Origin of the sequence: Sphingopyxis sp. JAI128 (assembly GCF_014207235.1) — a bacterium.
Classification (GTDB): domain Bacteria; phylum Pseudomonadota; class Alphaproteobacteria; order Sphingomonadales; family Sphingomonadaceae; genus Sphingopyxis.
Map to the genome: position 1 here is coordinate 634,168 of NZ_JACHDA010000002.1, position 25,030 is coordinate 659,197.

The window sequence follows — 25,030 nt, forward strand, 5'->3', positions numbered from 1 at the left end:
CAGGTTGCAGTCTATTCTAGCGAGGCAGCTTGCGGATTTCGGCCTCGGGATCATTCGCCATTCCGGGCTTCAAATCCAGTTCCATCACCATGCGCTTGTCCGGCGTGTAGGGCGTCCATTCGGGCAAAAGGCTGCTGGCAGGCTTGCCGGTACGGGCAAAGGCAATCCAGGCATCGCTCATCATCGCGGCCATCGTCGCCGCGTCCGCACCCTCGCCAACCAGCGATGTGCTCTCCTTCGCATTGTTGAACATCAGCGGAATGTCGAGCGTGTGCGGCGAACGCAGAATGCCACTGCCAACCGGCGTTTCCCATGTAAGCCGATAAACAAAAACTGGCGCCCTTGCCGTCTTTGCCTGCTGATCGGCCATCAGGAAAGTGCCGCGCACAAACCGCGTACCCATCGCCATGCTGGCGATATGCGTCGGCGAATAGTCGGGGTACATCTTGCGATAGGCTTCGACCGCAGCGACGCCGCCCGGTCCCGCCATCCCAGCCATTGCCGTCATCGTCGCCTCGTCGATCCGGCCGAACCACGGCTGCGATGCCAGGAACATCGTCATCTCGGTTTTATTATAGCCGATCATCAGGGGAATATCGCGCGATTGTGCCGGCGCGCCCACCATGAAGGGATCGCGCGGAACAATACGGCCATCGGCAATCGGCTGAAACTGCGGTCCGCGGCCGGTTTCGGCGCCTGCTGGCGTTGCCTTGCGCACCGCATCGACCAGTTGGTCGGCACGAACGGTCCGCAATTGCTCCACCGTCTCGATCCCGGCCTGTTTCAGGATGCTCCCGGCATAGGCCGCTGCCTCGTCGGGCTTGCCGCTCACCACGCCTGGTCCGGACTGGACGATTGCCTTATGGAACAGCCCCGCCGCTGCGGGCATCGCCATCAGGTGGCTCACCTTGGAACCCCCGCCGGATTCGCCCATGATCGTGACATTGCCGGGATCGCCGCCAAAGGCCGCGATATTGTCACGTACCCATTCGAGCGACCGCACCAGATCGAGATTGCCGACATTGCCGCTTTCGGCAAATTCCGCGCCAAATTTCTGCGCGAGATTCAGATAGCCGAAGGCGTTGAGCCGATGATTGACGGTGACTACCACGACATCGCCCTTTTGCGCGAGATTGCGGCCGTTGTAGGCCGGCCAATTGCCCGATCCATAGGCATAGCCCCCGCCATGAAACCACACCATGACCGGGCGCTTGCCCTTGGTGGCGTCGGGCGTCCACACATTCAGGAACAGACAGTCTTCATTATCGTTCTTGGCCTCGGTGGCGGTGGGAAAGATTGTCTGGATCTGCCGCGTGAGCGCCGATTCATTCGGCCCGCTGGCGGAGTAGAGCTGCATGCATGGCGCGCCCGGGCCTGTGGCATCCGCTATGCCGGTCCATGTCGCCATCGGCTCCGGTCGTTTGAAGCGCCGCTCGCCAAGCGGCGGGGCGGCATAAGGGATGCCCAGAAAGGCATCGACCTCCCCCTGCTTAACGCCCTGCACCTTGCCCTTGTCCGTCTGCACAACGGGCGTAGCGATCTGCGCCAGCAACTGCGCGGGCATCGCCCATATCAACATGCCCCCACATAAAATTTTGGTACCAATCCCGGCCATGTCAGATATCTCCCTGTTGAAAATGGGGGCGAGTGACCCAAGGTCATCCGCCCCCGACGGAGTTTGCAAACGGCCGGATGCAAGGCCGCTACCCACTCTTCGTTAAGACTAGAAGCGAACCTTGGTGCTCAGCCGGAAGGTGCGACCGAGCGCATTGCCGATATACGGATCATAGCTGTACTCCAGCCGCGCCTCCGGCGGGTCGGTGTCGAAGATATTCTCGACGCCCGCCGTGATCTGCAGATCCAGCCCTCCGGTTTCCACATTGGCCGACAGCAGAAAGTCATGCTGGGTGAAGCTGCCTATCTTACGCCCGAAGTCGGTGCCGCCGAACTCCGGCGTCGAAGCACAGGGCAGATCGGGCTGGCAGCGGTTATCGGTGACGCCGTCGATATACAGCATGTTGTACGTGGCCGTGAACGGACCGAATCCCAGCGAGGCAAAGGCATTACCCCTCCATTTGGAAACCGTACCGGGCGCGCGGTCATAGTTGGCAAAGCCGGCCGCATCATATCCTTCGCTGAACGTCAGGCCTTCAAAGGTGAAGTCAGAGAAGGTATATTTCATCACGTGCGTCGCGTTCACGCCGACGTTCAGTTTCACTCCACCGAATTCCCCCCGATAGTTCAGGCCGAAATCCAGACCGCTGACCGTTGAATCCGGCCCATTGACTAGCTGGCGGCGGATACGGGCAATATCCAGACCGATTGTACCGGCATTGCAGACACCGCCTTCGAACACCACGAACTGCACAAAGGGGCTGGCGCAGTTGACCGGCTGCTGTCCATCGCTGCCCCCAGGTGCGACCAGAGCGGCGATCGCCTGCACCGGAAGGTCCGTAAAACGTCCCTTGAACTTGTAGGTCCAATAATCAGCCGTGAAGGAGAAACCCCCCGTATCGACGATGGCACCGATATTGTAGGTGAGCGCTGTTTCCGGCTTCAGATTGGGATTGCCGCTGGAATCAATCGCCTTGAAGTTGTTCCCGAGAACATTGATGCCAGCCACCGCGCTTGGCCCGGTCAGCGAAAGATCGCTTGGCAGCGGTCCACGGAAGGTGTCACCGACCGAACCGCGCAGCGCGAACCAGTCGGTCACCTGCCAGCGCGCATTGAGCTTTGGATTGAAGGTCGCCCCGACCGCCCCGCCATAATCTTCGTAGCGCACCGCACCGTTCAGCTCGAACCCGGTGAACGGAACGATTTTCGCCTCGGCAAAAAAAGCGTACACGCTCTGGCTGTTGTCAGCGGTCGGATATTGGCCGAGGAAGATGAACGGCCCCGTCGGGAAGTCAAGATCGGTGGGGTCGTCCAAACAGCTGCGGCTCCCTTCGATCGCACAAGGAGACGCCGTCGGATCGCTGAAGCTATTGATCGCCCGGCTGACGAACCGCGAGCTGCGGTACTGCGCGCCGAACGCATAATCGACTTCTATACCCAGATTGGCCGATCCGCTGAATACAAGGTCGACGATCCGCTGCTCTTCATAGGCCTTGGTGCCGTTTCGGGCGCGCATCCAGTTTACAAGTTCAGGGCTGTTTTCCATGCCCGGCACGAAGAGCGGGTTTTCCAGCCCCAGTGCGGGATTACCGGGGCGCGAATTGACGAAGGGGTTGAAGTAGAGACAGCCGTTGGCTCCGGGCGTATTCCCGGTGCAGTTCGGTCCACCAAGACCGTTGAGCGCGTTCTGCAAGCGCCCGCCCAGAATATCGAACGAATAGGCGGTGCGATGACTGCGCAGGAAGGTGCCGTAAAGCTCTGCCCTGAAATTCGAGCTGAACTCCTTTTCGAATCCGCCCGTGAGCCGCCAGGCGTTGTTATACGCTGCGCCTTGGCCTGACCCTTCAGGATCCAGCGGGTTGCCCGTCAAACCGAACGGACGGAAAAACAGGATGCTGGCATATCCCGCCGCATTGGCCGGGCTTCCCGGTGCAAAAGTCTGCGCCAGGAACGTATTGAAGCCGGGATTGGCTCGGGGAACAAAGAACGCTTGCGACGACCCTGGACCACGCGGCCCCGAAGTGGGCGGATAGCTGGGCGAATAGCCGAGGTTCGGCACATCGGTGTGCGAATACAGGGCATCGGCGACGAAGCGCAACGTGTCCGACAGATCCACTTCAAGCTGCGCAAAACCCTGATAGCGATTTTCTTCCTCGATCAGATTAACGAAGGGAATGAAGGAATAGCGGCATACGGGGAATACCGACGCGCCGGATGGAAACGTACCGTTAAGGCCGCCTAGCGCGGTGCAGGCATCGCCCAGCTGGCCATCGACCCCCAGCCCCAGACTGCGGCCCGCTACGCCTTGTGTGATGGGACCAAGCTTGGGGATGTAGGTGCCGACGTCGTTCAGGAACGACCAACCGGACGGGTTCTGCGCATAGGGCACATTCGTGAAATTGCGATCACGCGTGCTCAATTCCGATCGGTGCTGATAGCCAAAACCGACCATCAAATTGGCCGCTCCGAAATCATGCCCGGCTAGAATACTGACCTGATAATTACCCTTTGATCCCTTCACGAACTGATAATTGCCCGATACTTCTACCCCGGTGAAGTTGCGGCGAGTGACAAAGTTGGCCACCCCGGCGATCGCGTCCGAACCATAGGTTGTCGATGCACCATCCTTCAGCACTTCGACCCGTTGCAGCGCAAACATCGGGATAAGATTGGTGTCGGAAGCGCCGTCTCCCGGTTCGGGGAAAAAGCGGCGACCGTTCATCAACACGAGCGTGCGCTCGCGGCCGAGCCCGCGCAGGTTGATCGATCCGACGCCCTGGCTGCCGCCCGCGGCGTATTGATTGGATTCGCCCAGCGTTATTCCGACCGACGGCAGCGTGCGAATAAGCTCGAGCGGGCTATCGATACCGCGCTCGGACAGTTCGTCTACCGTATAGACATCGACGGGAAGAGAATCGCTCTCGGCAGCGCCGGGAATGTAACTACCAGTGACCACGATCTGACGCTCAAGCTCGCGCGCCTCTTCGCTGCTCTGTGCTTCGGATTCCTGGGCTTTCGCCGTTCCGCCAGTCAAGATCGCCAACGGCAGGACAACCGCAGCCCCCAGCATAAAACCGGTCTTTCTAGACATTCTCTCTCTCCCCATTTTATTGATATCTGTGTTTTTTCAGGTCGTTATCAAAACCTCCACCGTTGCTTTCGCGTCACCTCAATTCCCGTCTGCGGGCCCGTCAGGCATGTCGAGTCCGCTGGTCATGACCGGTCCGGTGCTGGCGAAGACCGCCGTTTCGCCTGCCCGCCCAAAAGGCTTCCATGCAAAGCCATTGCCGCAATCGAGCGTACGCGCGCCGGTCGGTTGCCGAGCGAAGGCCACCCAACAGGCGTTCATCTGCTTTGCGACGGCGCGGTCGGTCGCATCGGCCTTTGATCCGCCCCAAGGCGACAGGTCGATGGAATCGAAAGCGAACATCAGTTCCGCCGAGTGAATGGGGCCCGCTTTCCATTCGGCGCCCCGGAACGCCGGGACATGGTCGAAGCGATAGAGGAAGGCGGGGGCGCCGCTGTCGCCAGCCAGCCCGGCGAACGTCCGGGCCGCCGCAAATCCCTTCTCGCCCTTATTCGCACCGACGAGCAGCGGCACGTCATATTCGGTGCCGTCCTTCAGCGCCGCGATCGTAGGGCGCGGCTTATAGGCCGGGTCGCTGGTAAAGAAAAAACCGCTGCGCAGCGCGCTCGATGCCGCAAAGGTCTGCGACGAAATGCCCCTGAGATCCTGGGCTTTGACATTCTCGCCTATACCGATGGTCGAAAGCGCTTTGACGGCCATATCTTTTGCAGCGTCCGGATCGCGATCGGGCATCAACAGACTGCCGGACTGGACGATGGCTTTGGCAAACAGGCCCTTGGCCGCGGGCAGCGAAAGCAGGTTAGTGACAATGCCCCCGCCTGCGGACTGGCCCGCGATGGTCACATTGGCCGGATCGCCGCCAAATGCCCCGATGTTGGCGCGCACCCATTGCAACGCCGCCACACTATCCTGCAATGCATAATTGCCGCGCGGTTCCTTGGCCCGCGCCCCGCCCGCGGCCGTCGCCTCGGCCTCCAGCGCCGGGTGGAGGAAATTCGCCATCGAACCAAGGCGGTAGTTAACGCTCACCGTAATCACGCCCTGCCGGGCATTGGCGGTTCCGTCGTAGGATCCCAAATGGCCCGCACCCAGGAAGAACGCGCCGCCGTGGAACCAGATGATCACCGGCGCGCCCTTGGCGGCCTTCGGCGCATGGATGGTAAGATAGAGACAATCTTCCGATTGCGCGCCGTTCACGCCCCCGAAATTGGCCTTCGTCGTATCCAGGTCGACCGGTTGGACACAGGGCGCCTCATGCGCGGATGCCGCGCGAGCCCCTGGCCAGTCCGCCACCGGCTGCGGTGACCGCCACCGCAGCTCACCCGTGGGCGGCGCCGCATAAGGCACACCTCGAAAGACAAGTACGCCATTTTCCTGAGAACCGGACAGCGTCCCATTGGCAACCCGGACCACCGCCGGGTCGATTGTCGGCGGCATCTGCGCTGAGCCAGAAACCGGCAAAATTGTGAATAAAACAGCGCCAGCAGCGGCTGCAACATCTCGACTCATTTTTATCATCCTCATCCCTGAGGATGAAGCCTATCCTGAAATTTACAATCTAACAATATAGCATTTTGAGGTTTAGGTATGACGCCAACTTTCTGAGGAACGCGGCGTCCGATCGACCTTGTCGGTAGACATGCGGCCTTGCCCGTCGCTATGACCGGGTCATGGAACTGACCCGCGAACTGCTCTTTCGCCAGATCTGGGCGGAACCGATCGGGGCTGTGGCGGGACGCTACGGCATGACCGGCAATGGCCTTGCCAAGATTTGCGACCGGTTGAACATTCCGCGCCCCAGCCGCTCGCACTGGACACGTAATCCGCCGTCGCGCGAACCGGCCCCGGACCTGCCTCCGCCGCCGCCTGGGCTGAGTGAGGTCGTCGCTTTCGGGTCGCGTCAGACGCGGCAATCACCGGGCCTGCGTACCCGGCTCGACGCCGCCAGCCGTCGAAAACAGATCATCGCCGCCGCGAGAAAAATCGCGCTTGAGGAAGGCCTGTCGGCTCTCACCATGCGCCGCCTGGGGCAGACGATAGGCATCAGCGATACCCAGGTTCACAACTGCTTCGGCGGACGTATCCATCTGTTGGTGGCCATGGCCCGTCAGGAGATCGCCAGACAGGAGGCCGCCCGCGTACGCCACGTGGCACGCAATGCCGACCGCCGTACGATCATCATGCTCTCGACGATCGGCTATCTCCACGAAGCCGCGGAACATGGGACTCTCCTGCAGATGCTACTCCGGACGCCGGAGGTCCGGGACGCGCTGCGTGAGGAACGGAAAATGGCTGCTAAAAGCGCCCGCGCGCCGATCATCGACCGACTGACGGGGTCGGGCGCGATGGATGAAGCGAGCGCCCGCGCATCGACCACCGCACTCACGGCGGTTTCGCTCAAGGCCGGGGGAATTGTTGCGGCGCGGCGCGCACCCTTTGCCATGGTCGAACAGCTTTGCCTTTCGATCATCATGGCCGGCGTTGCCAGTGACGAACGACTGGCCGACGGCGCTGACTGAAGGATATTAGACCTCGCGCACGGCCATGGCCTCCAACGCCGCCCCGATCAGCCTTTCACTGGTGGCCAGAGCGACCGCCTCTTGCGTCGCACCGGATCGCAACATTCGTGCGAGCGCCTCTGGTATCGCCGCCAAAAGCTCCAGCGTCACAAAGGCCGCGCGCGGCGAAAGTTGCAGCTCGCGCGATATATCACGTGCAACGATCAACAGAATCCTGCGGAACAACCGCGTGCTTTCCTGCTGCAACGGGCTGTCCTGATGGCGTTCGCGCAACACAAGCTGGATCAGATGCCCATGCGCTGCAAGATGTTGCAGATATCCGCGAAGCAGCCCGAGCATGCGCGGACGAAAATCCTGATGCTCTTCCCGTATCTGCGTCACCAGCCGGTCAAGCTGTCGGGCCTGTTCGACAAACAGCGCATCGATGATCTGGGGAACGCTCTCGAAATAGACATAGAGCAGGCTGCGACTGACCCCCATCTCCTCGGCGATCGCGTTCAGCGAGATGTTCAGCGAGCCGCGTGCCAGCACCAGCCGTTCGGTCACAGCCAGAACCTGCTCGCGCCTTCCGGTTTCAACGCCCGCCGCCACCATATCCCAGTCCATTGGTCTGTTCTTTACGCGTTGACAAGCCGCCCTGCTCCGAGGCCGAAGCGAAAAATCCAGTCGTTTCTTTGCAGATGATCGACGAAGCCGCGCAGAGCAAGCAGTTTGGGGAGCGCGGCGTCAATAGCGCCCCTGCCCGGCGTCTGTGAAAAGGTCAGCAGGACTGCGCCGACGTCCGCCGCGCGCTTTGCCCGATGCGAAGACCGCTGCTACCTGGCAGCGGCCTGCCCAACCCTTACTCCGCCGCGACCGCTACATATGCCGCATCACGGCACATCATATGATCATAATTGGTGCGGAAGAACATGTCTTGGACCTCCTCGTCAAAGTCCGCGAGCGAGGCCTCGAACTTCCCCAGCGGATCGCGGGTCCCCTCAGGGTGCGGATAGTCGCTCGAGAACATGTAGAGCTCGGGCGAGCTGTCACGGATCATCCGACCCACATCCTCGTTCGGAAATGGCGTAAATCGCACGGCCCGACGAATATATTCCGAAGGCATTATGTCCATCGACTGCAGATAGGGATCGGTCTTGTTGAACGAATGCCAGCCATGATCGAGCATACGCAGAAATTCCGGCACCCATCCGGCCCCGCTTTCGATGACCCCGCCGCGCAAATCGGGAAAACGCTGGAAGACGCCATCATAGATCATCGCGGTCAGGAATTCCTGCGGCGCATACCAAAGACATAGAAAATCGGGGAAGCGCAGATTCTCACCTCCGCCATGCAGATCGGGTGCGCGTTCGCGGCCATTGTTCTTGAACCGGGATGGCTGCGTTTTCGTACCGGGGCCGATGTGCAGCATGAAGGGAATATTATTGTCCTGCAACAATTGCCAAAAGGGGTCGAAATCGGCGTGGCCCGGGCTCTTATCGCCCGCCGGGCCCGCCGAGAACATGATGGCCGCTGCACCATTGGCAATCGCCCGACGCGCTTCCTCGATCGCGCGAGCGGGATCGTCCAGCGGCGCAAATGCCACGCAATCCAGTCGCGGATCGGCGTTGCAGAAATCCTGCTGCGCCATATTCAACGCGCGCGCGGCGGCATAGCGCTGGTCGTCGGTTTCCGCCCGTGTAATCGCCCCCAGGCCGAAAGTGGGGAACACCAACTGCTTCTTGAAACCCAACCAGTCCAGTGCCTCGATCCGCTCTTCCTTGTCGAAACCACCATAGCCCAGCCAGCCCTTCGCCCCCTCGATCGGGTTTTCCAGCGCCTTGGCGCGCGCGACCGGATCGGCCTTGCGGGCCTTGGCCAGATCGATCATCTTGATGATCCGCTCGCCGCCATCCTTGTTCGAATAGACCTGCGAATATCGGTCCCTGAACGCGTCATCGACATAGGGGGCAAGCCAGTCCTGCGTCTCCATCGTGTGCGCGTCTGCGTCGTTGATGATTCTTCCCTTTGAATAGACCATCACAATTCTCCTCATGATGCAGATATCATCATCTCTATTTGTGAGCGTGTCAATACAGTTGAAATATGGGTTTGATATCCCTCAGTGCGTCGACGCGTCTCTCGGCTTATGTCCGTTGCGCCATTTACCGCTTAGATAGAGGAAATTATTCGCCTTCTGCGCCGCCCGCATCGCAGGCGCCCTTGCAGAAATTTGTCTATTTGAATATTCGGTATGCTTGCAATCGAGGAGGAGATCACAGAGTTGATACACGACCTGTTGCGGCCGCAACGCCGATCAGAGGGGGAATGGTCCGGCGGTCCGGGCCCTGCCATGGGGCCACGCATGTTCGGCGGCCAAGCCGTCGCACAGGCAGTGCTCGCCGCTGCGGGAGAAGAGCAGGATGGAAAGCTGGTACATTCACTGCACGCACATTTCCTGAAGGCAGGGGTTGCCGCTGACCCTGCAAGCTATTCGGTCTCCACCCTGTCCGACGGGCGCAGCTTTGCCACGCGCCGCATCGACGCGCGACAGCGAGACCAGCTGATCTTCAGCATGACGGCATCGTTCCATCGGCCCGAAACAGGGTTTTCTCACCAGATCGAGGCGCCACTGTCGCTGGATATCGAAGCGGCGCTGCAGGCCCTGGACCAGTGGAGCGAAAAACACCGCGATGCCGCTGCTTCACCCGTTTTCGGTCGTTTGGAGAAGCGGCCCATAGAGATCGTTCCGCTCGATCCCGGCGCGCTGTTCAGTAACCGCCCGCGCGAAGCACGAACCGGCACTTGGATGCGTATGCGGCAGGCCGCACCCGCAGACCCGGTCATGCAAAGGGCATTGCTCGCTTATGCTTCGGACATGATGTTCTTGCGCAACGCATTGCTTCCGCATGGCATCGGGCCCGGCAGCAACCGTGTGCAGGCGGCCAGCCTGGACCACGCCATGTGGTTTCACGCAACGCCTGACTTCAACGATTGGCTGCTCTATGCCACCAGCAGCCCCTGGTCCGGACATGCGCGTGGATTGAATCTCGGCCACTTCTTCGCCCGCGACGGGCAGCTGATCGCCACGGTGACACAGGAAAGCCTGATGCGCCCGCGCGATGGAGGAGGTTCCAAATGAGCCATGCCATCGAAACCAGCGAAACCGGATAGGCCGCTCTCCTTCGTAAAGATCGTCGTTTCGGATATCGATGCCGCGACACGGTTTTTCATCTCAGGCTGTGGATCCGCGCCGATGCGGAACCGCGGGGCGTATCGATCAAACCATTGTAAAGGCGCCGGACTTCCCAGCGGAATGGGGTCCCGATCGGCGCCGATGGTGACACTATTTGTTCAGACATTTCTAAGTTATTTCATCGCTCTACGCCAGGAGGCTGAGGGGTCTCGCCTCGGCGCCGATCTACACCCGGCGGCCGTCGGATTCCCAAGCCGCGCTCCAACTTGCACCTGATCAACGGCGAGAAGACGGTAGCGCACGGTGCCACCACGTTCCGCAGTGTCCATCAAACCGGCAGCTGGCCAAACTGACGGTATTCATCGGACGGCAGTCTTGGGCTAAGTCCCGATTGTGAAAGCGCGAGGTTCGAACGTAGCCGAATGACTTCGAATTCGAGACATCGCAAAATCTAAGGATTTTTCCTTTATTTTCAAAAGTATAGATTTTTGACGGATCTTGGATCGGTGATTTGGGACAAAATATTATTTTATTGTTATTTTCCAATATCTTAAGCCATATTGAACAATCGAGTGGGAATGATTCGGGCACGAAAATACGCAAGATTTCCGCGTAGCTTCGAGTTCCAAATATCTGAAAAAATTTAATTTGTTGCCGATATAAATCGGCGACTATCGATGGACAGCCTTCCCATTTGACGGACGGGCTGACGGCGTCGGCTGCTTCTCCAAGTTCGCCGCTCGAACGCTGTCGGTCGGCAATCGGCCAGATTTGAGCAAAACCGCTCCTCCTTCGCGCACCGACTTCAGAGCGGCGGGATGCGCGTCGAATGCAACTGGTTGGCGCGCCGGTCGATCGACCACAGCAGGCGTGGTTCGACCGGGTCCCAGTCGATCGCTTGTCCTTCGGTCGGCACCTGCAAGGTCGCGACCAGCTCCAGCGTCGCGCCCGCCTTTGGCAATCGCAGCGCGTAGATTTCGGGCCGGTCGTGCCCGCTCGCATACATCAGTCCGTCGGCGCCCCAGGCGAAACCCGAGCAGCTTTTTGGCGCGAAGCGCGCGAGCACAGCATCGGGGAACAGCCAGGATTCGAGCGGGCGGAACGAGGCATCCATACGGACCAGTGTCGTGAAGCGGTGGTCGCGGCCCGGCTCGCCGCCGCGGTCGTCGTAATTGGCGAAGACCGCCCACCAACTGCCGTCATACCAGTCCATTACCGTAAGCGATCCATACATCCGGCCAAGGCTGATCGTGCGGATATGACGGAGGGCCTTCGCATCGAAAATCTCGACGCTGCTCGCCATCGGCACTTTCGGATAGTTGGACGCGGCGCAAACAAGCTCGGCCTTGACCACCGCGCAGCTGTTGAGATGCGGAAACAGCTTCGGATCGCCCTCCCATCCGGCGACGCGCTTACCCGTTGCCTTGTCATATTTTCCGATCGCATAATTATCGATGGCGTAGACATGGGCGCGATCCGCCGCGACGCCCTGATCGGCCTCGGGCGCCGCGATCGTCGAAAGCGTCAAGAGCGCTGCGGCGAGCATCAGAAGCGCACCGACGCGCCGACGTAGAAGGTCCGGCCATAGCGTTCGTTCTGGGTGATCCAGTCGCGGCGTTCGCCCTGATATTGGCGTGTTGGCTCGTCGGTCAGATTCTGCCCTTCGACGAACAGACTGACGTTATCCGTCACGGCGAACGAAGCCTTGGCGTCGAGTCGGCGCAGATCGTCATTATATTGATCGCCGAGCATGTCGGCGCCGAGCGAGATCAGCGCGCTGCCGGTGTTGTGATAGGCGATCGACGCTTCTACCGGCCCTTTCTGATAGAACAGCTGCGCGCCGTAGAGCAGGTTCGACTGCTCGGGGAATGCTGCGGGATCGGCGCGGCCCGGCACCTTCAGCTTCGAATCGATCAGCGTCATGTTCGCTTCGACCCCGAAGCCCGAGAGGAAGCCGGGAAGGAAGTCGAATTGCTGACGATAGGCGAGCTCTAGCCCGATGATGTCGGCGCTCGTCCCGTTCGCCTTTTGCGAGAAGCCGAGCACGGCATAGTCGCGCCCGCCATAGCTGGTATCGAGCAGGGTGAAGCTTTGCGTATAGACCGGGTTCTTGACGAACTTCGCGAAGACGCCGACCGAAAACAGCCCGCCTTTAGCGAAATACCATTCGGCCGAGGCGTCGAGCGCGTCGGCGATATAGGGTTCGAGGTTCGGGTTGCCGAGCGACACCGATCCATCGAACGTCCCGTCGTCATTCTGTTCATAGCCGATCTCGCCGCCCGGCGTCAGGTCCGAATAATTGGGGCGGCCGACGCTGCGCGTATAGGCGAGCCGGACGATGACTTCGTCATTGGGCTCGATCCGCACGATCAGGCTGGGCAGCCAATTGGTGGAACTGCGCTTCGCGTTCACCGCGACGACGTCGGTTTCATTCTCGAGCTGGAACCCGCGGATCGTCAGGTCGGTGCGTTCGACGCGAATGCCCGGCGTCACGGTGACTGCCCCGAAATCGAGGTTTGCCATCGCATAGCCGGCGGCGATATTTTCGCCGAGGTCGATATCGCTCAAGGTCGCATTGGCGAGCGTCGAAGTTTCGTCGAGCACGAAATAGGCGGCATTGGCCGGGTCGGCGGTAAAGGCATCGACCAGACCGGCGTCGATCACCGGGGTGATCAGATATTCGCGCCCGCCGCCGGCGTATGAGATCACGTCGGCACCCTGAAGTCCGAACTGGCCTAACGTAAAGCGCGTCGCGGCATTTCCGCCGCGCGTATAGATGCCGTTGTTCGAATCGAAATCCTTGTTGGTCGCGCGATATTTGCCGCCGACCTTGAGCCAGCTTTCGTCGCCAAAGCCGAGCTTTCGCGTCACATCGAGCCGGCCGGTCCAGATATATTCGTCGCCGCTTTCATCCTGCACCGTATATTGGCGGAATCCCAGATTGTCCGCCGACAGCGGGGTACGCGGCGCCGCGCTGAACAATTTGTCGGAGAAGTCGAAATCGACCGTCCCCGGATTGCCGCGGAACTGCCACAGCTGGTTCGGCTCGACGACCTCATTGTGTGAATGTGCCAGACCATAATCAAAGGTCCAGTCGTTCGCCTCGGTCTTACCGCCGATCATGCCGACAAGAACGGATTTCTCCTTATATTCAAGCCGCAGCTCCGATCGCTGTTCGGTCACCGTCGATACGCCGGTCAAGCCATCGGGGTTCAATGTTACCGTCCCATTGTCCCGTTGCGCCTGCGTCGCGAAATCGAGACGGAAGCGCTGCCGATATTCATTCTCGGTGAACTTGCTGTAGAGGCCGCGCGCCCACAGGTGGGTGGTGTCGCCCGGACGCCAGTCGAGCGAGGCGATGCCGCCAATGCGTTCGCGCTCGAGCTGATAGTCGGTATATTTGATATTGACCGGCATCCCTCCGCGCGCCGCACCGGGGAACGGTGCCCAATCGTCGGGAAAGATGCCGAAGCTCTGGAAATTGCGCTTCGAATAGCTGCCGCCGATCAGGATCCCGAATTGCTCGTCGCTGCCGAAACGGCCGCCGACGCTCGCGTCACCGCGGATCGGATATTTCTCGTTGAGCGTCTGGTATCCGACCTGCGCGTTCGCGGAGAGAATGAACGGCTCGGCGAAGTCGAACGCCGTCTGGGTCACGAGGTTAATCGTGCCGCCTATGCCCTGCGCGTCGAGGTCGGCGCTCTTCGCTTTGCTCACCTCGACGCGGTTGAGTAACTGGCCCGAGACGATGTCGAGAGGCAGGCGGCGCGTATTGCCGTCCGGGTTGCCCAGTTCAAAGCCGTTGACGGTATAATTGTTGAGGTCCGACGGAATACCGCGGATCGCGACATAACGCCCTTCGCCCTGGTCATATTGTACGCCGACGCCCGGCAGCCGCTCGATTACCTCGGCGACGTTTCGATCGGGAAGCTGCCCGATCTCGTCGGCCGCGACGACGTCCATGATACCGACAGCATTGCGCTTGATCTCGATCGCGCGCTCCTGCTGCGCGCGCTGCCCCGTGACGACGATCGCTTCGCCTTCGTCGGCAGGCGCCAAATCCTGAGCGAGAACTGGCGTGGATGTGAGCAGCGCAAGAGCACTGACACCGGCGAGGCAAAGTTTGTTTCGCATATGGGTTCCCCTGAATGTTGCGGCGCATCTAGATTTGGGCAGCGACAATTCTGGGACAGATCGGTGACAGTTGTGCTTCTTTTGATTGACCACCACTGTCACATCTCATGCGCTCCGGGTCGCAAACGCTGTTGCGAACCATTATGCTGGCGATCGAGGTGATGGGCGCAGGCTTGCGGATCCGGCAGGCCTATTCCGACCCACACGCCGATCAGCGGCCGCCCCGTTTCGAACGGTTGCATGCCACGACCTCGAGACGAGCGAGCTGTTCGACGATTTTTTCAATCCGATCGCGGGCGACGGCGCTGCCTTGATCGAGGTTCAGATGCGCCTTCATTTCGTGCTCGAAGCGCTGGCTGAGGCCAATATCCCTCTTTATTCCAACTGCGCTCGCCATCATGCGTGCCTTGCCCTTGACCGGGCGACTGCTGCTCTGGCCAGCGCGCAGGACAAGAGCCGCCTCGAGCGCCGCGCCGACTGGATCGAGGCGCGTTAAAACCTCTGCCAAGGGGAGCCGGGAGTAAGATTAGGCCATCCGCACGCGCTGGCGATCAGGTCTGAGCGACAATCCAGAGCGCGGCGGCGAGCGCCGCCGTTGCGCTAACCAGCGCCCAGGCGAGCAGCCGAATACGCATCGGTTTTAGAACGGCCACATTATGGGATTCGAGCCTTCCGATGATGCTGCGTGCGCGGCGCTCAGCCGAAACAAAGACATATATCGCAACCAGCAAAAAGCCGGTGGCGATGGCCTTTGGCAGCCAGCTTGGCTCCATGGTCCGGAAAAGCGCGTTGAAACCAAGGCCGATTCCGACCGCCGCCATCCCGGTGCGCACCCAGCCCGCGAAGCTGCGCTCATGCGCCAAAACGGTGCGGTCTTCGGCCAGCTCCGTCCGGTTTTCGGCAAGATCGGTACGGTCTTCGGCGCTCATGGCGCGCGGCTGCGGGCGGTGGGCAATGCGGATCGCGCGCCCGCACGGTCGCGGGAGACGACGCTGAAGCTGCCATCTGTTTCGAGCACCACGCTAGCGATATCGGCGATATCACCAAAGCCATGGCTTCGGATCGCGCAGAGGACCTCATTTTGGGTGACGCGCTCGCGCTTCAAGGCTTCGGCGTCGATCACGCCATCCGTCAGCAGCGGTTGCGGATCGGATTTTGCCAGTCGCTCGGCAAAGCGCCAGCGGACCGAGAGGGCAGCGATCGTAAATTGCAGCGCGACCAGCGTCAGCAAGGCCATCATGCCTTCGAGAAGCGCCACGTCGCGGCTGAGCAAGATGGTGGCGAGCGTCGATCCGAGCGCAACGGTGACCACCAGATCGAAAGCACTCATCTTGGCCAAAGTGCGTTTTCCGCTCAGGCGCAATATGCCGATCAGCGCGATGTAGGAGGCAGCGCCCATCAGCAATACGCGAAATACGCCGTCCCAAGTGTCGAAGATCATGATATCCCTTTCGCACGAGCCCCATCATCCCAATGCACCGCAACCGGGAGGGTTTCGCTTCAGCGGAAAACAAGGGTCAGTCGTTACTCTCGCGCAGCCACTTCAGCGCGCCGCGGTGCAGGCGTCTGAATTTTGGCGCATCGGCGAGCGGCGCGACCAGCAGGGCCGCGTCGGTTGGCAGGCCAAGTTTGACCTGATGATAAAGCTCCGAGCGCGTCAGATCACTTCGGACAAGAAAAAGAGTGTCGGCGAGCATGAAAGCATCCCCGGGCAGATGTACCGGCCCTTCAGAAGAGGCCGCAACGTCAGCATAAACGAGAAACAAGGTTTGAGCGTCGGGCATAGGGGTCATTCAGCTTCCAATCGTTGAAGTCCGGCTCCGTCGCGAACGAACAGCCTACGAAGCTTAATGGAGATCGTATCGGAACACGAGTAGGGCCGAGAGGGTGACGATCATCAGAGCCACCAGCGGCAGGCCCGTTCGCGTATAATCGCCGAACTTATACTCGCCGGCCGACATTATGAGCATGTTGGTCTGATAGGCGACCGGGGTTGCATAGCAGAGGTTGCACCCGAACAGCACCGCCAGCACCAGCGGCTCGACGGGAATGCCAAGCTGCTGCGCGAGGCTGAACGCGATTGGGGTGCCCACGGCCGCTGCCGTCGCGTTCGAAGCAAAATTGGTGAGCAGCGTGACGAACAGCATGACCGTCGCGAGCACGCCCGCCGCGGGCAGGAACTGTAGCCCGAGCGCGATCAGCTGACTGAGCCACTCCGCCGCACCGCTGTCGAGCACGATCTTGCCGATCGCGATGCTCGCGGCGATCAGTACGATGACCTTCGCGGACAGCGCGCGCCCGACGCGATCGAATTTGACGCAGCCCGTGACAAACATCAGGATGGCGCCGCCCAGCGACGAGATTGCGATCGGAACCAGGCCGATGCTTGCCGGTATGACCGCAGCCGCCATGATCGCCAGCGCGAGCGGCGCTTTCGCCGTGCGCGGCATCTCCTTCATGCCCTCGAGTATCAACAGATTCTCGGCGCGTGCGAGAACCTGAATATTCTCCACGGTTCCGGCGACGAGAAGAATATCGCCTTCGGACATCGGCGAATTGGAGTTCAATTCGCCCCTCGCGCCCGGCAGGCGCTCCGCGAACTGGATGCCGAGGATCGCCACATTATAGCCCTCGGCGACCCCCGCATTGGTCGTGCGCTTGCCGATCAGATTGGAGTCGGCCGCGATCGCGAGCTCAACGACCGAAAGATCTTCGCCGGTTCGGCCATAATCCGCCTCGAGCCGCTCCATCAGCCACGGCGGCGCCGCATGGGCCCCGAGCACCCGCACCGCTTCTTCCAATGCTTCCTGTGTGGCTAAAACGCCCAGCCTTGCACCCGCGACCAACTGTTGATCGACAGGACCATCGAGCCGGACGTCATCGGGCAGAAGCGTCCTGACCGCGTCGATCGATTTACCGATCACGGCCGAGCGTTCGCCAAGCCGCAGCGTCGCGCGAAAGCGCCGCGGCTCATGGCCGCTGGCGGGCGAATTATCGGGCAGCAGGCGCGGCATTACCAGCCAGATGAAGGGAATGGCGACGACGGCTGCCATCAAAACGATCGGGGTGAAGTGGAACACACCCATCGGGGGCAATCCCATATCCGTGGCGATCCCAACCACAAGGAGGTTGGTCGATGTGCCGATGGTCGTCGCCATACCGCCGATCAGCACGGCGCTGTTGACCGGAATCAACGTCTGCGAGGCCGGCATTCCTCCGCGAGCCGCCAGAGATACGAGGATAGGGAGCAAGAGCACGATGACCGGGGTATCGTTCACCATCATGCTCATGAACATGGCCAGCAACAGCGTCACCAGCAGGCCGAGTTGGCGGTTGAAACGCCAAACCTTGGTCAGCGTTCGCGCCGCCGGTTCCAGCGCCCCGGTGGTGACGAGGCCGCGTCCCATGATCATCAACGCGCAAATCGTGACGAGGGCGTAATGGCCAAAACCCTCGAAGGCGAGTTTTAGGCCGTCGGTTGGCGCATGGCCGGGCAGCGGAGCGATGTAGAGGCCGAGCGCAATGATGCTGAGCGTTAAAAGCGAGATGATTTCAATGCGGACGCGGCCCGAAATGAAACCGTAAAACATTGCGACGGTCAGCAATATGGCACCGATCGCGTGCGGAGGCGGGGCCTCAAGCACTCGTTCGACCGATCCTGGGCTCAAGGCGGATCTGAGCGGCGATCACGCATGCGCTGCACCTTGCCGTGTTGCGGTCATGTTCTGCCAAGTTCATTTGGGTCCCAATTTGTCGGCCGACGTTTGAGGGGTTTGAACCGATCGTTCGGAATTGGCCAGTCGCTCCGGTTTTGCAACGACAACATGAAACAATTACCGGGAGGGCGATATCGCGCGCGGCCAGCGGCGTCGTTTCGAATTTTTTATCGGCCCAATAGGTTTTCACACCCATGGCGGCAAAGGCCAGAACCGTAGGCTACCTTTGTCCGACCGGAAGATCTTGATGAGGGCATTTTTCGACCAGGCAGGGTCAGGACCCTGGGTTGGAAAAGGGAAGAAGCGGATGTTCGAGGCCCGATATCGCCTTGCCAGGTAAATCTTTTAGTGGTGATAAAATGCCCATGAAACGTGTCATGGCCACCGTCCTCGTGATGTCCAGTCTGCTGTCTCCCGGCTTCGAGGCTTCAGCGAAAGAGGCGTCAAGCCCGCACGCCTCCGCTGCGGCGCTATCAGCACGAGCGGTTCGATCCGATTTTGCCCTGTTATACCAGACGCTTCAGGAGGCCCATTTCAATCTGTACGCGCATCGTTCCAAAGCGGAATATGACACGCATTATCGCAGCTTGTTGGCGACTATCGAAGCGCCAATGGACCCGGTCGCAGTCGCCATCCTGTTCCAGAAGTTCGTCGCCTATGGGCGGATTGGTCACGCGCGTATCGATGCCCCGGTAATTGCGTTCGTCAGTCAGCTGCGGGGCGGCGGAAAAATATTGCCGATCTTCATCCGGGTCGACGGTGATCGTGTGCTGCTCACGCAGACCGCCGATCAGGGTGGTTCGCTCCGGGCCGGCGCCGAGATCGTCTCAATTGATGGTGTGCCAATCCGCCAGGTGCTCGAGCGGCTCTCCGGCTATGTCTCCGCGGAACGCCCCTACATGGCCTACGCGCAAATGGAGGAAAGCTTTCCGGTCCTGCTTTGGCTCGATCGCGGTCCTTTGGATTCACTGTCCGTGACCGCTAGAGTGGGCAGCACAATGAAGACGGTGTCCGTGAAAGCCGTGACACTTGACCAGCGAAAAGCATTGACGGCGAAGTTCCCGGGCCCAGAACAACTGGTCGAATTCTCTGACCGGGAGTACAAGGTTCTAGAGCCAGGCATTGCCTATCTGCGGCCTGGGCCTTTTTTCAACACCGAGCAATCAAACGAAGGCCCGGCACCCTCGTATGAAGCATCGGCATTCCGGACCTTCATCGACGCCAGTTTCAGCAAGCTTATTGCCAGTGGCGCTACCGATCTGCTGATCGACCTACGCAACAATCCAGGCGGGGACAACAGCTTCAGCGATCCGATGATCGCCTGGTTTGCCGATCGGCCCTTCCGTTTTGCATCGTCCTTCACGTTGAAAGCCAGCGCGGCAACCAAGGCCGACTATTCCCGCCAACGCGTTGCCGGAGTGCCGATCGATCCTGATTTCCTGCGGCAGATCGACGCCGAGGAAAAACAGCCAAACGGTACACGCTACACATATGAACTCCCCATAGTGGCGCCGCGGGCCGAGCCGCGCTTCCATGGTCGCGTCTGGCTGCTCATTAATCGCCACAGCTATTCGAACGCCGCGTCGGTTGCAGCGCTCGTGCAGGATTACGGGTTCGGCAAAGTGCTGGGGGAAGAGACGGCGGACGTTGCCTCCAACTATGCGTCGGTTCAGCATTTCACTCTGCCTCTTACCGGGATAGTCGTCACCTATCCTAAGAGTCACTTCGTCCGACCCAACGGGAACGCCGAGGTAGCAGGGGTAACACCCGACTTTCCGATCGAACCGCCGCCCGTTGACGCGTCGGGCGATGTGGCGTTGAGCAAGGCACTTGAGATAATAAAAGCGACCGCCGATCGGCCTATTTGAGCCTGGGGTTCGCTTCTCCGGCGCATCGGTAGAACGATGCGCCGAATCAGGGAGTCGACAAAGCGCCGTCTCGCGTATTTGCGATCTGACGTCGATACCCGCCGCGCAAATCGTCCGGCCCGCCCCACATCGGCATGCGGGCTTCTGGAGCCACTGTGGCCCTTTGCTGCGTCGCGAATTTTGCGTGCCTGCGCAATGCGACCTGCTTTCTGGACCTATCTTCGTAGATGGCCGCGAACCGCCGGGCAGCTTCCAAAGCGGCCATGGTGAAAGGCAGACGATCGCTTTTCCCGGGGATTTCCTGACGCTCAGTTCGCTGCATTCCCAATGGTCATCCGGAAGGTGAAACAGGTTTGATCGGGCGACGATGCAACATCGATGCAGCCGCCGTGCGCGGCTGCGATCGTCGAGGCGATGTACAGACCGAGGCCAAGGCCCCCGGCCGAGGCATGGCTCCCCCCTTGTTCAAAGGGCAGAAACAGCCTCTCGCGAACGTCCGGCGGTATTTCGGCACCGCGGTTCGAAACCGATAGCCGGAATTCGTCCGCGTCGTCTTCGCACACGACTGAAATGGGTTGATCGCTCGTGCCATGCGTCAGGGCATTGCTCAGAAGGTTCGACGTCAGCTGTCCGATCCTTTGCGCATCACACAGCAGCGGCAACGACACCCGGCAGTCGAGATCGATCGCCCGTTCCGGATGGGCGACCATGAGTTCGGCGGCAATTTGAGCGACCAACTTTCCGACGGCGACGGGCTCGAGCCGAAGCGGCATATCGCCGACCAATCGCCCGCGCGCAAAATCGAGGATGCTGCCGACCATCATGTTCATCCGGTCGATCGTCGCCTGCATCGCCCCCAAGACGAATTCAGCGCGTTCCGGCGACTGTCCTCTTCGAAGTATCGATACCCCGGCATCGAGGGCAGCAATCGGATTGCGCAAGTCGTGCCCGAGAACAGCGATGAACTGTTCGCGCTGAATGCCGGTCTCGCGCTCGCGCCCGAGGTCGGCGCGCGCCGTCTGCAACATATCGCTCGCGTCGAGATGGAAACCGATGAGATCGGCGAACATACGAAAGGCATTCTGCACTTCGGCGCGCTCAAGATCGCGCGGCTCGGGGTCGATCGCGCACAGCGTCCCGAAAAAGCGCCCGCCGGGAAGGAGGATGGGGAAGGAGATATAGCTTCGAAAGCCGTAGCGGGCTGGCGTGTGATGTCCGCTATAATGGGGATCTGCCGCAGCGTCGGAAATGACCACCGCTTGCTGGCTCTGACGAATCTCGTGGCAGATGGTGCTTTCGAGTTCTAGCTCACTGCCCGGCGCCAGTCCGAAGGCGATCTCGTCCTTTACACTGCAAGCGATCCAACGCGTGTCGGACACGCATGCGACCGCGGCAAAACCCATTCCGGTCAGGCGGCACACCGTGTCCAGGATTGTCGGGATAAGTTCGATAGCGGCAACGGCTTCGGGAGCGTGATCGGCGTCGATGTCATTGGTTCCTGGCGTGAGAGCTGAACAGACACTCTAGCGAACCGAATGGCGATTGCCATCACATCGATCATGGGGTCGCACAGTCCGCCGCCCAAGCAACAAGAGCCGTCGATGTGCACCACTCCGAGACTTCAATGCCTTCGCTGCGCAGGCACGAAAACGCGCTGTCCGGAAATCTTTTCCGGATCGGGGAATAATACAGCACCCACCGCTGTCTAACTCTCGTTCCACCGAAACGAGGATAAGATGACAGGACGAAGGATATCCCTGACCGCTGCTGCGCTGCTCGGCGCTGCCGCGCACGCGGCGGTCCCGCAATCGGATTTCGCTCGCGCAATGGACCTGGCGATGGACCGAATGATGGCCGATATGCACGTTCCCTCGACGGGCGACGCCGACCGGGATTTCGTCGCGATGATGATACCGCACCATCAGGGTGCGATCGACATGGCCGTGGCGCAAATCCAATATGGCACCGACTCGCAGCTCAAGCGTATCGCCCAGGAAATCATCATCGAGCAGCAGCAGGAAATTGCCGCGATGCGGCTGGCGATCGGTGACCCGCTGCCGCCATCCGCGCCCGCGCCGACCCAGCCAGCACCGCTCCAGCCCGCTTCCCGACCATAAGGACCATTGAAATAATGCGCCCGCTGCTTCTCTCCGGCATCGCCGGCATCGCCCTCCTCGCCTCGCCCGCCAGCGCCCAGTCCCCGGGTCAGGCGCCCTGGGGACGCGAAGCGCCTGCGAGCCATCGCGACCGCGTTTATGCCGCCGAGCAATTTTCGAACACCGTCTCCGTCAGCGATCCGGTCGACGGCAAATTGCTCGGGGTCATTCGTCTCGGAGATACGCAGCCCGCCAATTTCAGTCCGCTCTACAAGGGACAGCTCCTCGTCCACGGTCTCGGTTTCTCGCCCGACGGCAAGACGCTTGCGGTCGTCTCCATCGGGTCGAATTCGGTGACCTTCATCGACACCGCCACGAACAGCGTCAAGCACACGACCTACGTCGGACGCAGCCCGCATGAGGCGTTTTTCACTCCTGACGGCAAGGAAGTGTGGGTGACAGTCCGCGGCGAAGACTATATCGCGGTACTCGACCCCATAACCTATCAGGAAAAGCAGCGGCTGCAGACACCGGGGGGACCCGGGATGACAATCTTCTCGCCCGACGGAAAATACGGTTACGTCTGTTCCTCCTTCAATCCCGAACTGGTCGTGTTCGACGTCGCCAGCCATACAAAAATCGCCAGTGTCGCGCAGCCCAGTCCCTTCTGCCCGAATATCGCCGCCACGCCCGACGGACGGCAGGTGTGGTACACGCTCAAGGATATCGGCAAGACCGTCATCATCGATGCGAAGCCGCCCTTCGCACAGATCCGCCTCATCGATAGCGGACCGATCACCAATCACGTCAATTTTGCGCGTACTAGCCAAGGTCTGTTTGCCTATGTAACCGTAGGCGGGCTGAACGAAGTACAAGTTTACCGCACCGACAATTTCCGGAAAGTGGCTTCGATCCCCGTCGGTCGGCTGCCGCACGGCGTCTGGCCGTCGGGCGACGGACGGCGCCTATATGTCGGGCTGGAGAATGACGATGCGCTGGCCGTGATCGATACAGCAACCCACAGCGTAATCGGAACGATTCCGATCGGACAGGCACCGCAGGCGATCGGATATGTCGCCGGCGCGGTGCCCGACGGTGGGGGAACCCATAATCTCGTGCCCCTCGGCACCGCCTCGCAGACCGTCCGCCTGTCGCTCGGCACCGGCGGAAAAACCCAGACGAGCGTTACGCTTTTCGACCAGGGCCTGATCCAGATCCTGCAGGCCGCGGTGACGGGTCTGACGCCCAAGCGCCCCTATCAGCTCGTTCTTGTTCAAAATCCCGATGGCAGCGGCGACGCCGAACCGATCGCGGACTTCATAGCCAATCCGGCGGGCGCCGCGATTGTCAACGCGACGGGCCCGATACGCCAGGTCGTGCAGAACCAGGTTCCGGCTTCGCGCCGCTGGCTCGCCATCCGCGAAGGCAGGACCGAGACACCGGGGCCGATCATTCAGGTCCAGCAACCCTGACCGGTCCCGACGACATGATGCTCCTGATCGAGCCAGTGATTCCCCGGCTGCGGCGCTATGCCCGCGCGCTGCTGCGGGACCATGCCGCGGCCGACGATCTGGTGCAGGATAGTCTGGAGCGCGCGGTGGGACGATGGCACCAGCGGCGCGGCGATGGCGATGCGCGCAGCTGGCTGTTTACGATCCTCCACAATCTCGCGATGAACCGGCTGCGGCAGGATGCCCGGCGCGGCCATCACCTCCCGATCGAGGGGGCGAGCCCCGTTGCGATGGCGCAAGCTGCCGACCAGGAAGCGGCCCTCCATCATCAGGACATGCTGGAGGCGCTAGGGCGTCTGCCCCACGACCAGCGTGCCGTGCTACTTCTCGTCGGGGTCGAGGATCTGAGCTACGCCGACACGGCCAAGGCGCTTGACGTGCCGATCGGGACCGTGATGTCGCGGCTATCGCGCGCGCGAACCCGGCTGCGCGAGGATCTTGCCGGCCGCGAGGCGGCCATCCCGCATCTGAGGAGAGTGAAATGACCGCCGCTCGTCCGATCACCGAGGATGATTTGCAGGCTTTTATCGACAATGCGCTCGATGCGCGGCGCCACACCGAAGTCGAAGCCTGGCTCGCAGCGCATCCGGGCGTCGCCGAGCGCGTCGCTGCGGATATCCGTGTGCGCGACACGCTGCGCGCCGCGTTACAGCCTATTGTCGAGGAACCCGTACCCGCCGAGCTGAACGTGCTGCGTCAGTGGGAGCGTCGGAATAGGTCCTCGTACGACCGGCGCAGCGGACCTTGGCACGTCGCCGCCGCCATATTGCTGTTGATTGCGGGCGGCGCCGGCGGCTGGGGTCTGCGGGACGCACAATATCCGCCGCGAGCGGGAATTGCTGCGCTCGCCAGCGAAGCGAGCGACAGCTATGCCGTTTATGCCGGTGACTTGGGCCGTCCCGTCGAAATCCCCGCCGCCGACGCACCACAGCTGGTCAAATGGGCCTCGAACCGCCTGCAACGGCCGGTGTCGATTCCCGACCTCTCGGCGTCTGGTTTTGAGTTCATTGGCGGACGCTTGGTGCCTACTCCACACGGGCCCGCTGTCCTCTACATTTTCGACAATGGTGAAGGCACGCGCCTCGCGCTGCTGTCGCGTAACATGAAGATCGACAAGGAAGCCCCGATGCGGCTGGAGAACAGAGGCGATCTGGCATTGGTAAGTTGGGCGAAGGATGGACTCGGCTACAGCCTCGTCGGACCGCTCGACGAAGCGGTGCTGCATCCGATCGCCGATGCGGCGCGCGCGCAGTTCGACACCGCTTGACGACGTGCCGGAATAAAGCCCCCCATCCCGATCGGCAGATCC

At 60.9% G+C, this 25,030-nt stretch carries 20 protein-coding genes; 7 read left to right on the plus strand and 13 right to left on the minus strand.

Features of this window, described 5'->3' with window-relative positions; translation table 11 throughout:
• Positions 1 to 16: 16 nt before the first annotated feature.
• The 3 genes from HDC35_RS07025 to HDC35_RS07035 form a co-directional block, all read right to left on the minus strand.
• Positions 17 to 1,564, minus strand: a complete 1,548-nt coding sequence (locus HDC35_RS07025) for a carboxylesterase/lipase family protein (protein WP_260397588.1) — start codon at positions 1,562 to 1,564, stop codon at positions 17 to 19.
• Between the two features lie 159 nt (positions 1,565 to 1,723).
• Positions 1,724 to 4,705 carry a TonB-dependent receptor domain-containing protein gene (locus HDC35_RS07030; RefSeq protein WP_184645018.1) on the minus strand — a complete coding sequence of 994 codons (2,982 nt, stop codon included), beginning with the start codon at positions 4,703 to 4,705 and terminating at the stop codon, positions 1,724 to 1,726.
• Between the two features lie 78 nt (positions 4,706 to 4,783).
• Complete coding sequence (locus tag HDC35_RS07035; protein WP_184645020.1) at positions 4,784 to 6,139, minus strand: carboxylesterase/lipase family protein; 1,356 nt, start codon at positions 6,137 to 6,139, stop codon at positions 4,784 to 4,786.
• Between the two features lie 233 nt (positions 6,140 to 6,372).
• On the opposite strand from HDC35_RS07035, the gene HDC35_RS07040 reads away from it, so the two are divergent.
• A complete protein-coding gene (locus tag HDC35_RS07040; protein ID WP_184645021.1) occupies positions 6,373 to 7,221 on the plus strand; it encodes a TetR/AcrR family transcriptional regulator in 849 nt (282 codons plus the stop codon).
• Between the two features lie 6 nt (positions 7,222 to 7,227).
• Here the strand turns inward: HDC35_RS07040 and HDC35_RS07045 are convergent, their stop codons facing one another.
• Positions 7,228 to 7,827 (minus strand): TetR/AcrR family transcriptional regulator, encoded by a 600-nt coding sequence (locus tag HDC35_RS07045; protein ID WP_184645023.1) that lies wholly within the window; start codon positions 7,825 to 7,827, stop codon positions 7,228 to 7,230.
• Between the two features lie 235 nt (positions 7,828 to 8,062).
• On the minus strand, positions 8,063 to 9,241 hold the full coding sequence (locus tag HDC35_RS07050) for an amidohydrolase family protein (RefSeq protein WP_184645025.1): 1,179 nt from the start codon (positions 9,239 to 9,241) through the stop codon (positions 8,063 to 8,065).
• 312 nt (positions 9,242 to 9,553) lie between these two features.
• Between HDC35_RS07050 and HDC35_RS07055 the strand changes: the two genes are divergently transcribed.
• Complete coding sequence (locus tag HDC35_RS07055; protein ID WP_184645266.1) at positions 9,554 to 10,342, plus strand: acyl-CoA thioesterase II; 789 nt, start codon at positions 9,554 to 9,556, stop codon at positions 10,340 to 10,342.
• 859 nt (positions 10,343 to 11,201) lie between these two features.
• Here HDC35_RS07055 and HDC35_RS07060 read toward each other — a convergent pair.
• The 7 genes from HDC35_RS07060 to HDC35_RS07090 form a co-directional block, all read right to left on the minus strand.
• Entirely contained in the window at positions 11,202 to 11,942 is a 741-nt protein-coding gene (locus tag HDC35_RS07060; protein ID WP_184645027.1) for a hypothetical protein, read from the minus strand.
• Positions 11,942 to 14,530: a TonB-dependent receptor gene (locus HDC35_RS07065; protein ID WP_184645029.1), complete on the minus strand. Its 2,589-nt coding sequence runs from the start codon at positions 14,528 to 14,530 to the stop codon at positions 11,942 to 11,944. The genes HDC35_RS07060 and HDC35_RS07065 overlap by 1 nt, the downstream gene beginning before the upstream one ends.
• A gap of 211 nt (positions 14,531 to 14,741) precedes the next feature.
• The gene (locus HDC35_RS07070) at positions 14,742 to 15,038 is read right to left on the minus strand and encodes a hypothetical protein (RefSeq protein ID WP_184645031.1); all 297 of its coding nucleotides are present in this window, start codon (positions 15,036 to 15,038) and stop codon (positions 14,742 to 14,744) included.
• A 43-nt stretch (positions 15,039 to 15,081) separates the two neighbouring features.
• Entirely contained in the window at positions 15,082 to 15,459 is a 378-nt protein-coding gene (locus HDC35_RS07075; protein WP_184645033.1) for a DUF202 domain-containing protein, read from the minus strand.
• Positions 15,456 to 15,971 (minus strand): DUF421 domain-containing protein, encoded by a 516-nt coding sequence (locus HDC35_RS07080; protein ID WP_184645035.1) that lies wholly within the window; start codon positions 15,969 to 15,971, stop codon positions 15,456 to 15,458. Before HDC35_RS07080 ends, HDC35_RS07075 begins: the two co-directional genes overlap by 4 nt.
• Positions 15,972 to 16,047: 76 nt before the next feature.
• A complete protein-coding gene (locus HDC35_RS07085) occupies positions 16,048 to 16,323 on the minus strand; it encodes a hypothetical protein (protein ID WP_184645037.1) in 276 nt (91 codons plus the stop codon).
• A gap of 54 nt (positions 16,324 to 16,377) precedes the next feature.
• Complete coding sequence (locus tag HDC35_RS07090; protein WP_311770729.1) at positions 16,378 to 18,174, minus strand: SLC13 family permease; 1,797 nt, start codon at positions 18,172 to 18,174, stop codon at positions 16,378 to 16,380.
• Positions 18,175 to 18,623: 449 nt separating this feature from the next.
• Here HDC35_RS07090 and HDC35_RS07095 point away from each other — a divergent pair, with 449 nt between their 5' ends.
• Entirely contained in the window at positions 18,624 to 20,114 is a 1,491-nt protein-coding gene (locus tag HDC35_RS07095; RefSeq protein WP_184645039.1) for a S41 family peptidase, read from the plus strand.
• Positions 20,115 to 20,422: 308 nt separating this feature from the next.
• On the opposite strand, the gene HDC35_RS19825 is transcribed toward HDC35_RS07095, so the two are convergent.
• Positions 20,423 to 21,601: a GAF domain-containing sensor histidine kinase gene (locus tag HDC35_RS19825; RefSeq protein WP_311770734.1), complete on the minus strand. Its 1,179-nt coding sequence runs from the start codon at positions 21,599 to 21,601 to the stop codon at positions 20,423 to 20,425.
• A gap of 249 nt (positions 21,602 to 21,850) precedes the next feature.
• On the opposite strand from HDC35_RS19825, the gene HDC35_RS07105 reads away from it, so the two are divergent.
• From HDC35_RS07105 to HDC35_RS07120, 4 genes are read left to right on the plus strand one after another with little or no spacing between them, the layout of a single operon-like run.
• A complete protein-coding gene (locus HDC35_RS07105) occupies positions 21,851 to 22,231 on the plus strand; it encodes a DUF305 domain-containing protein (protein ID WP_184645042.1) in 381 nt (126 codons plus the stop codon).
• A gap of 14 nt (positions 22,232 to 22,245) precedes the next feature.
• Positions 22,246 to 23,682: a YncE family protein gene (locus HDC35_RS07110; RefSeq protein WP_184645044.1), complete on the plus strand. Its 1,437-nt coding sequence runs from the start codon at positions 22,246 to 22,248 to the stop codon at positions 23,680 to 23,682.
• Between the two features lie 14 nt (positions 23,683 to 23,696).
• Positions 23,697 to 24,206 carry an RNA polymerase sigma factor gene (locus HDC35_RS07115; protein WP_184645047.1) on the plus strand — a complete coding sequence of 170 codons (510 nt, stop codon included), beginning with the start codon at positions 23,697 to 23,699 and terminating at the stop codon, positions 24,204 to 24,206.
• Entirely contained in the window at positions 24,203 to 24,988 is a 786-nt protein-coding gene (locus tag HDC35_RS07120; protein WP_184645049.1) for an anti-sigma factor, read from the plus strand. The genes HDC35_RS07115 and HDC35_RS07120 overlap by 4 nt, the downstream gene beginning before the upstream one ends.
• The last annotated feature ends 42 nt before the right edge of the window (positions 24,989 to 25,030 follow it).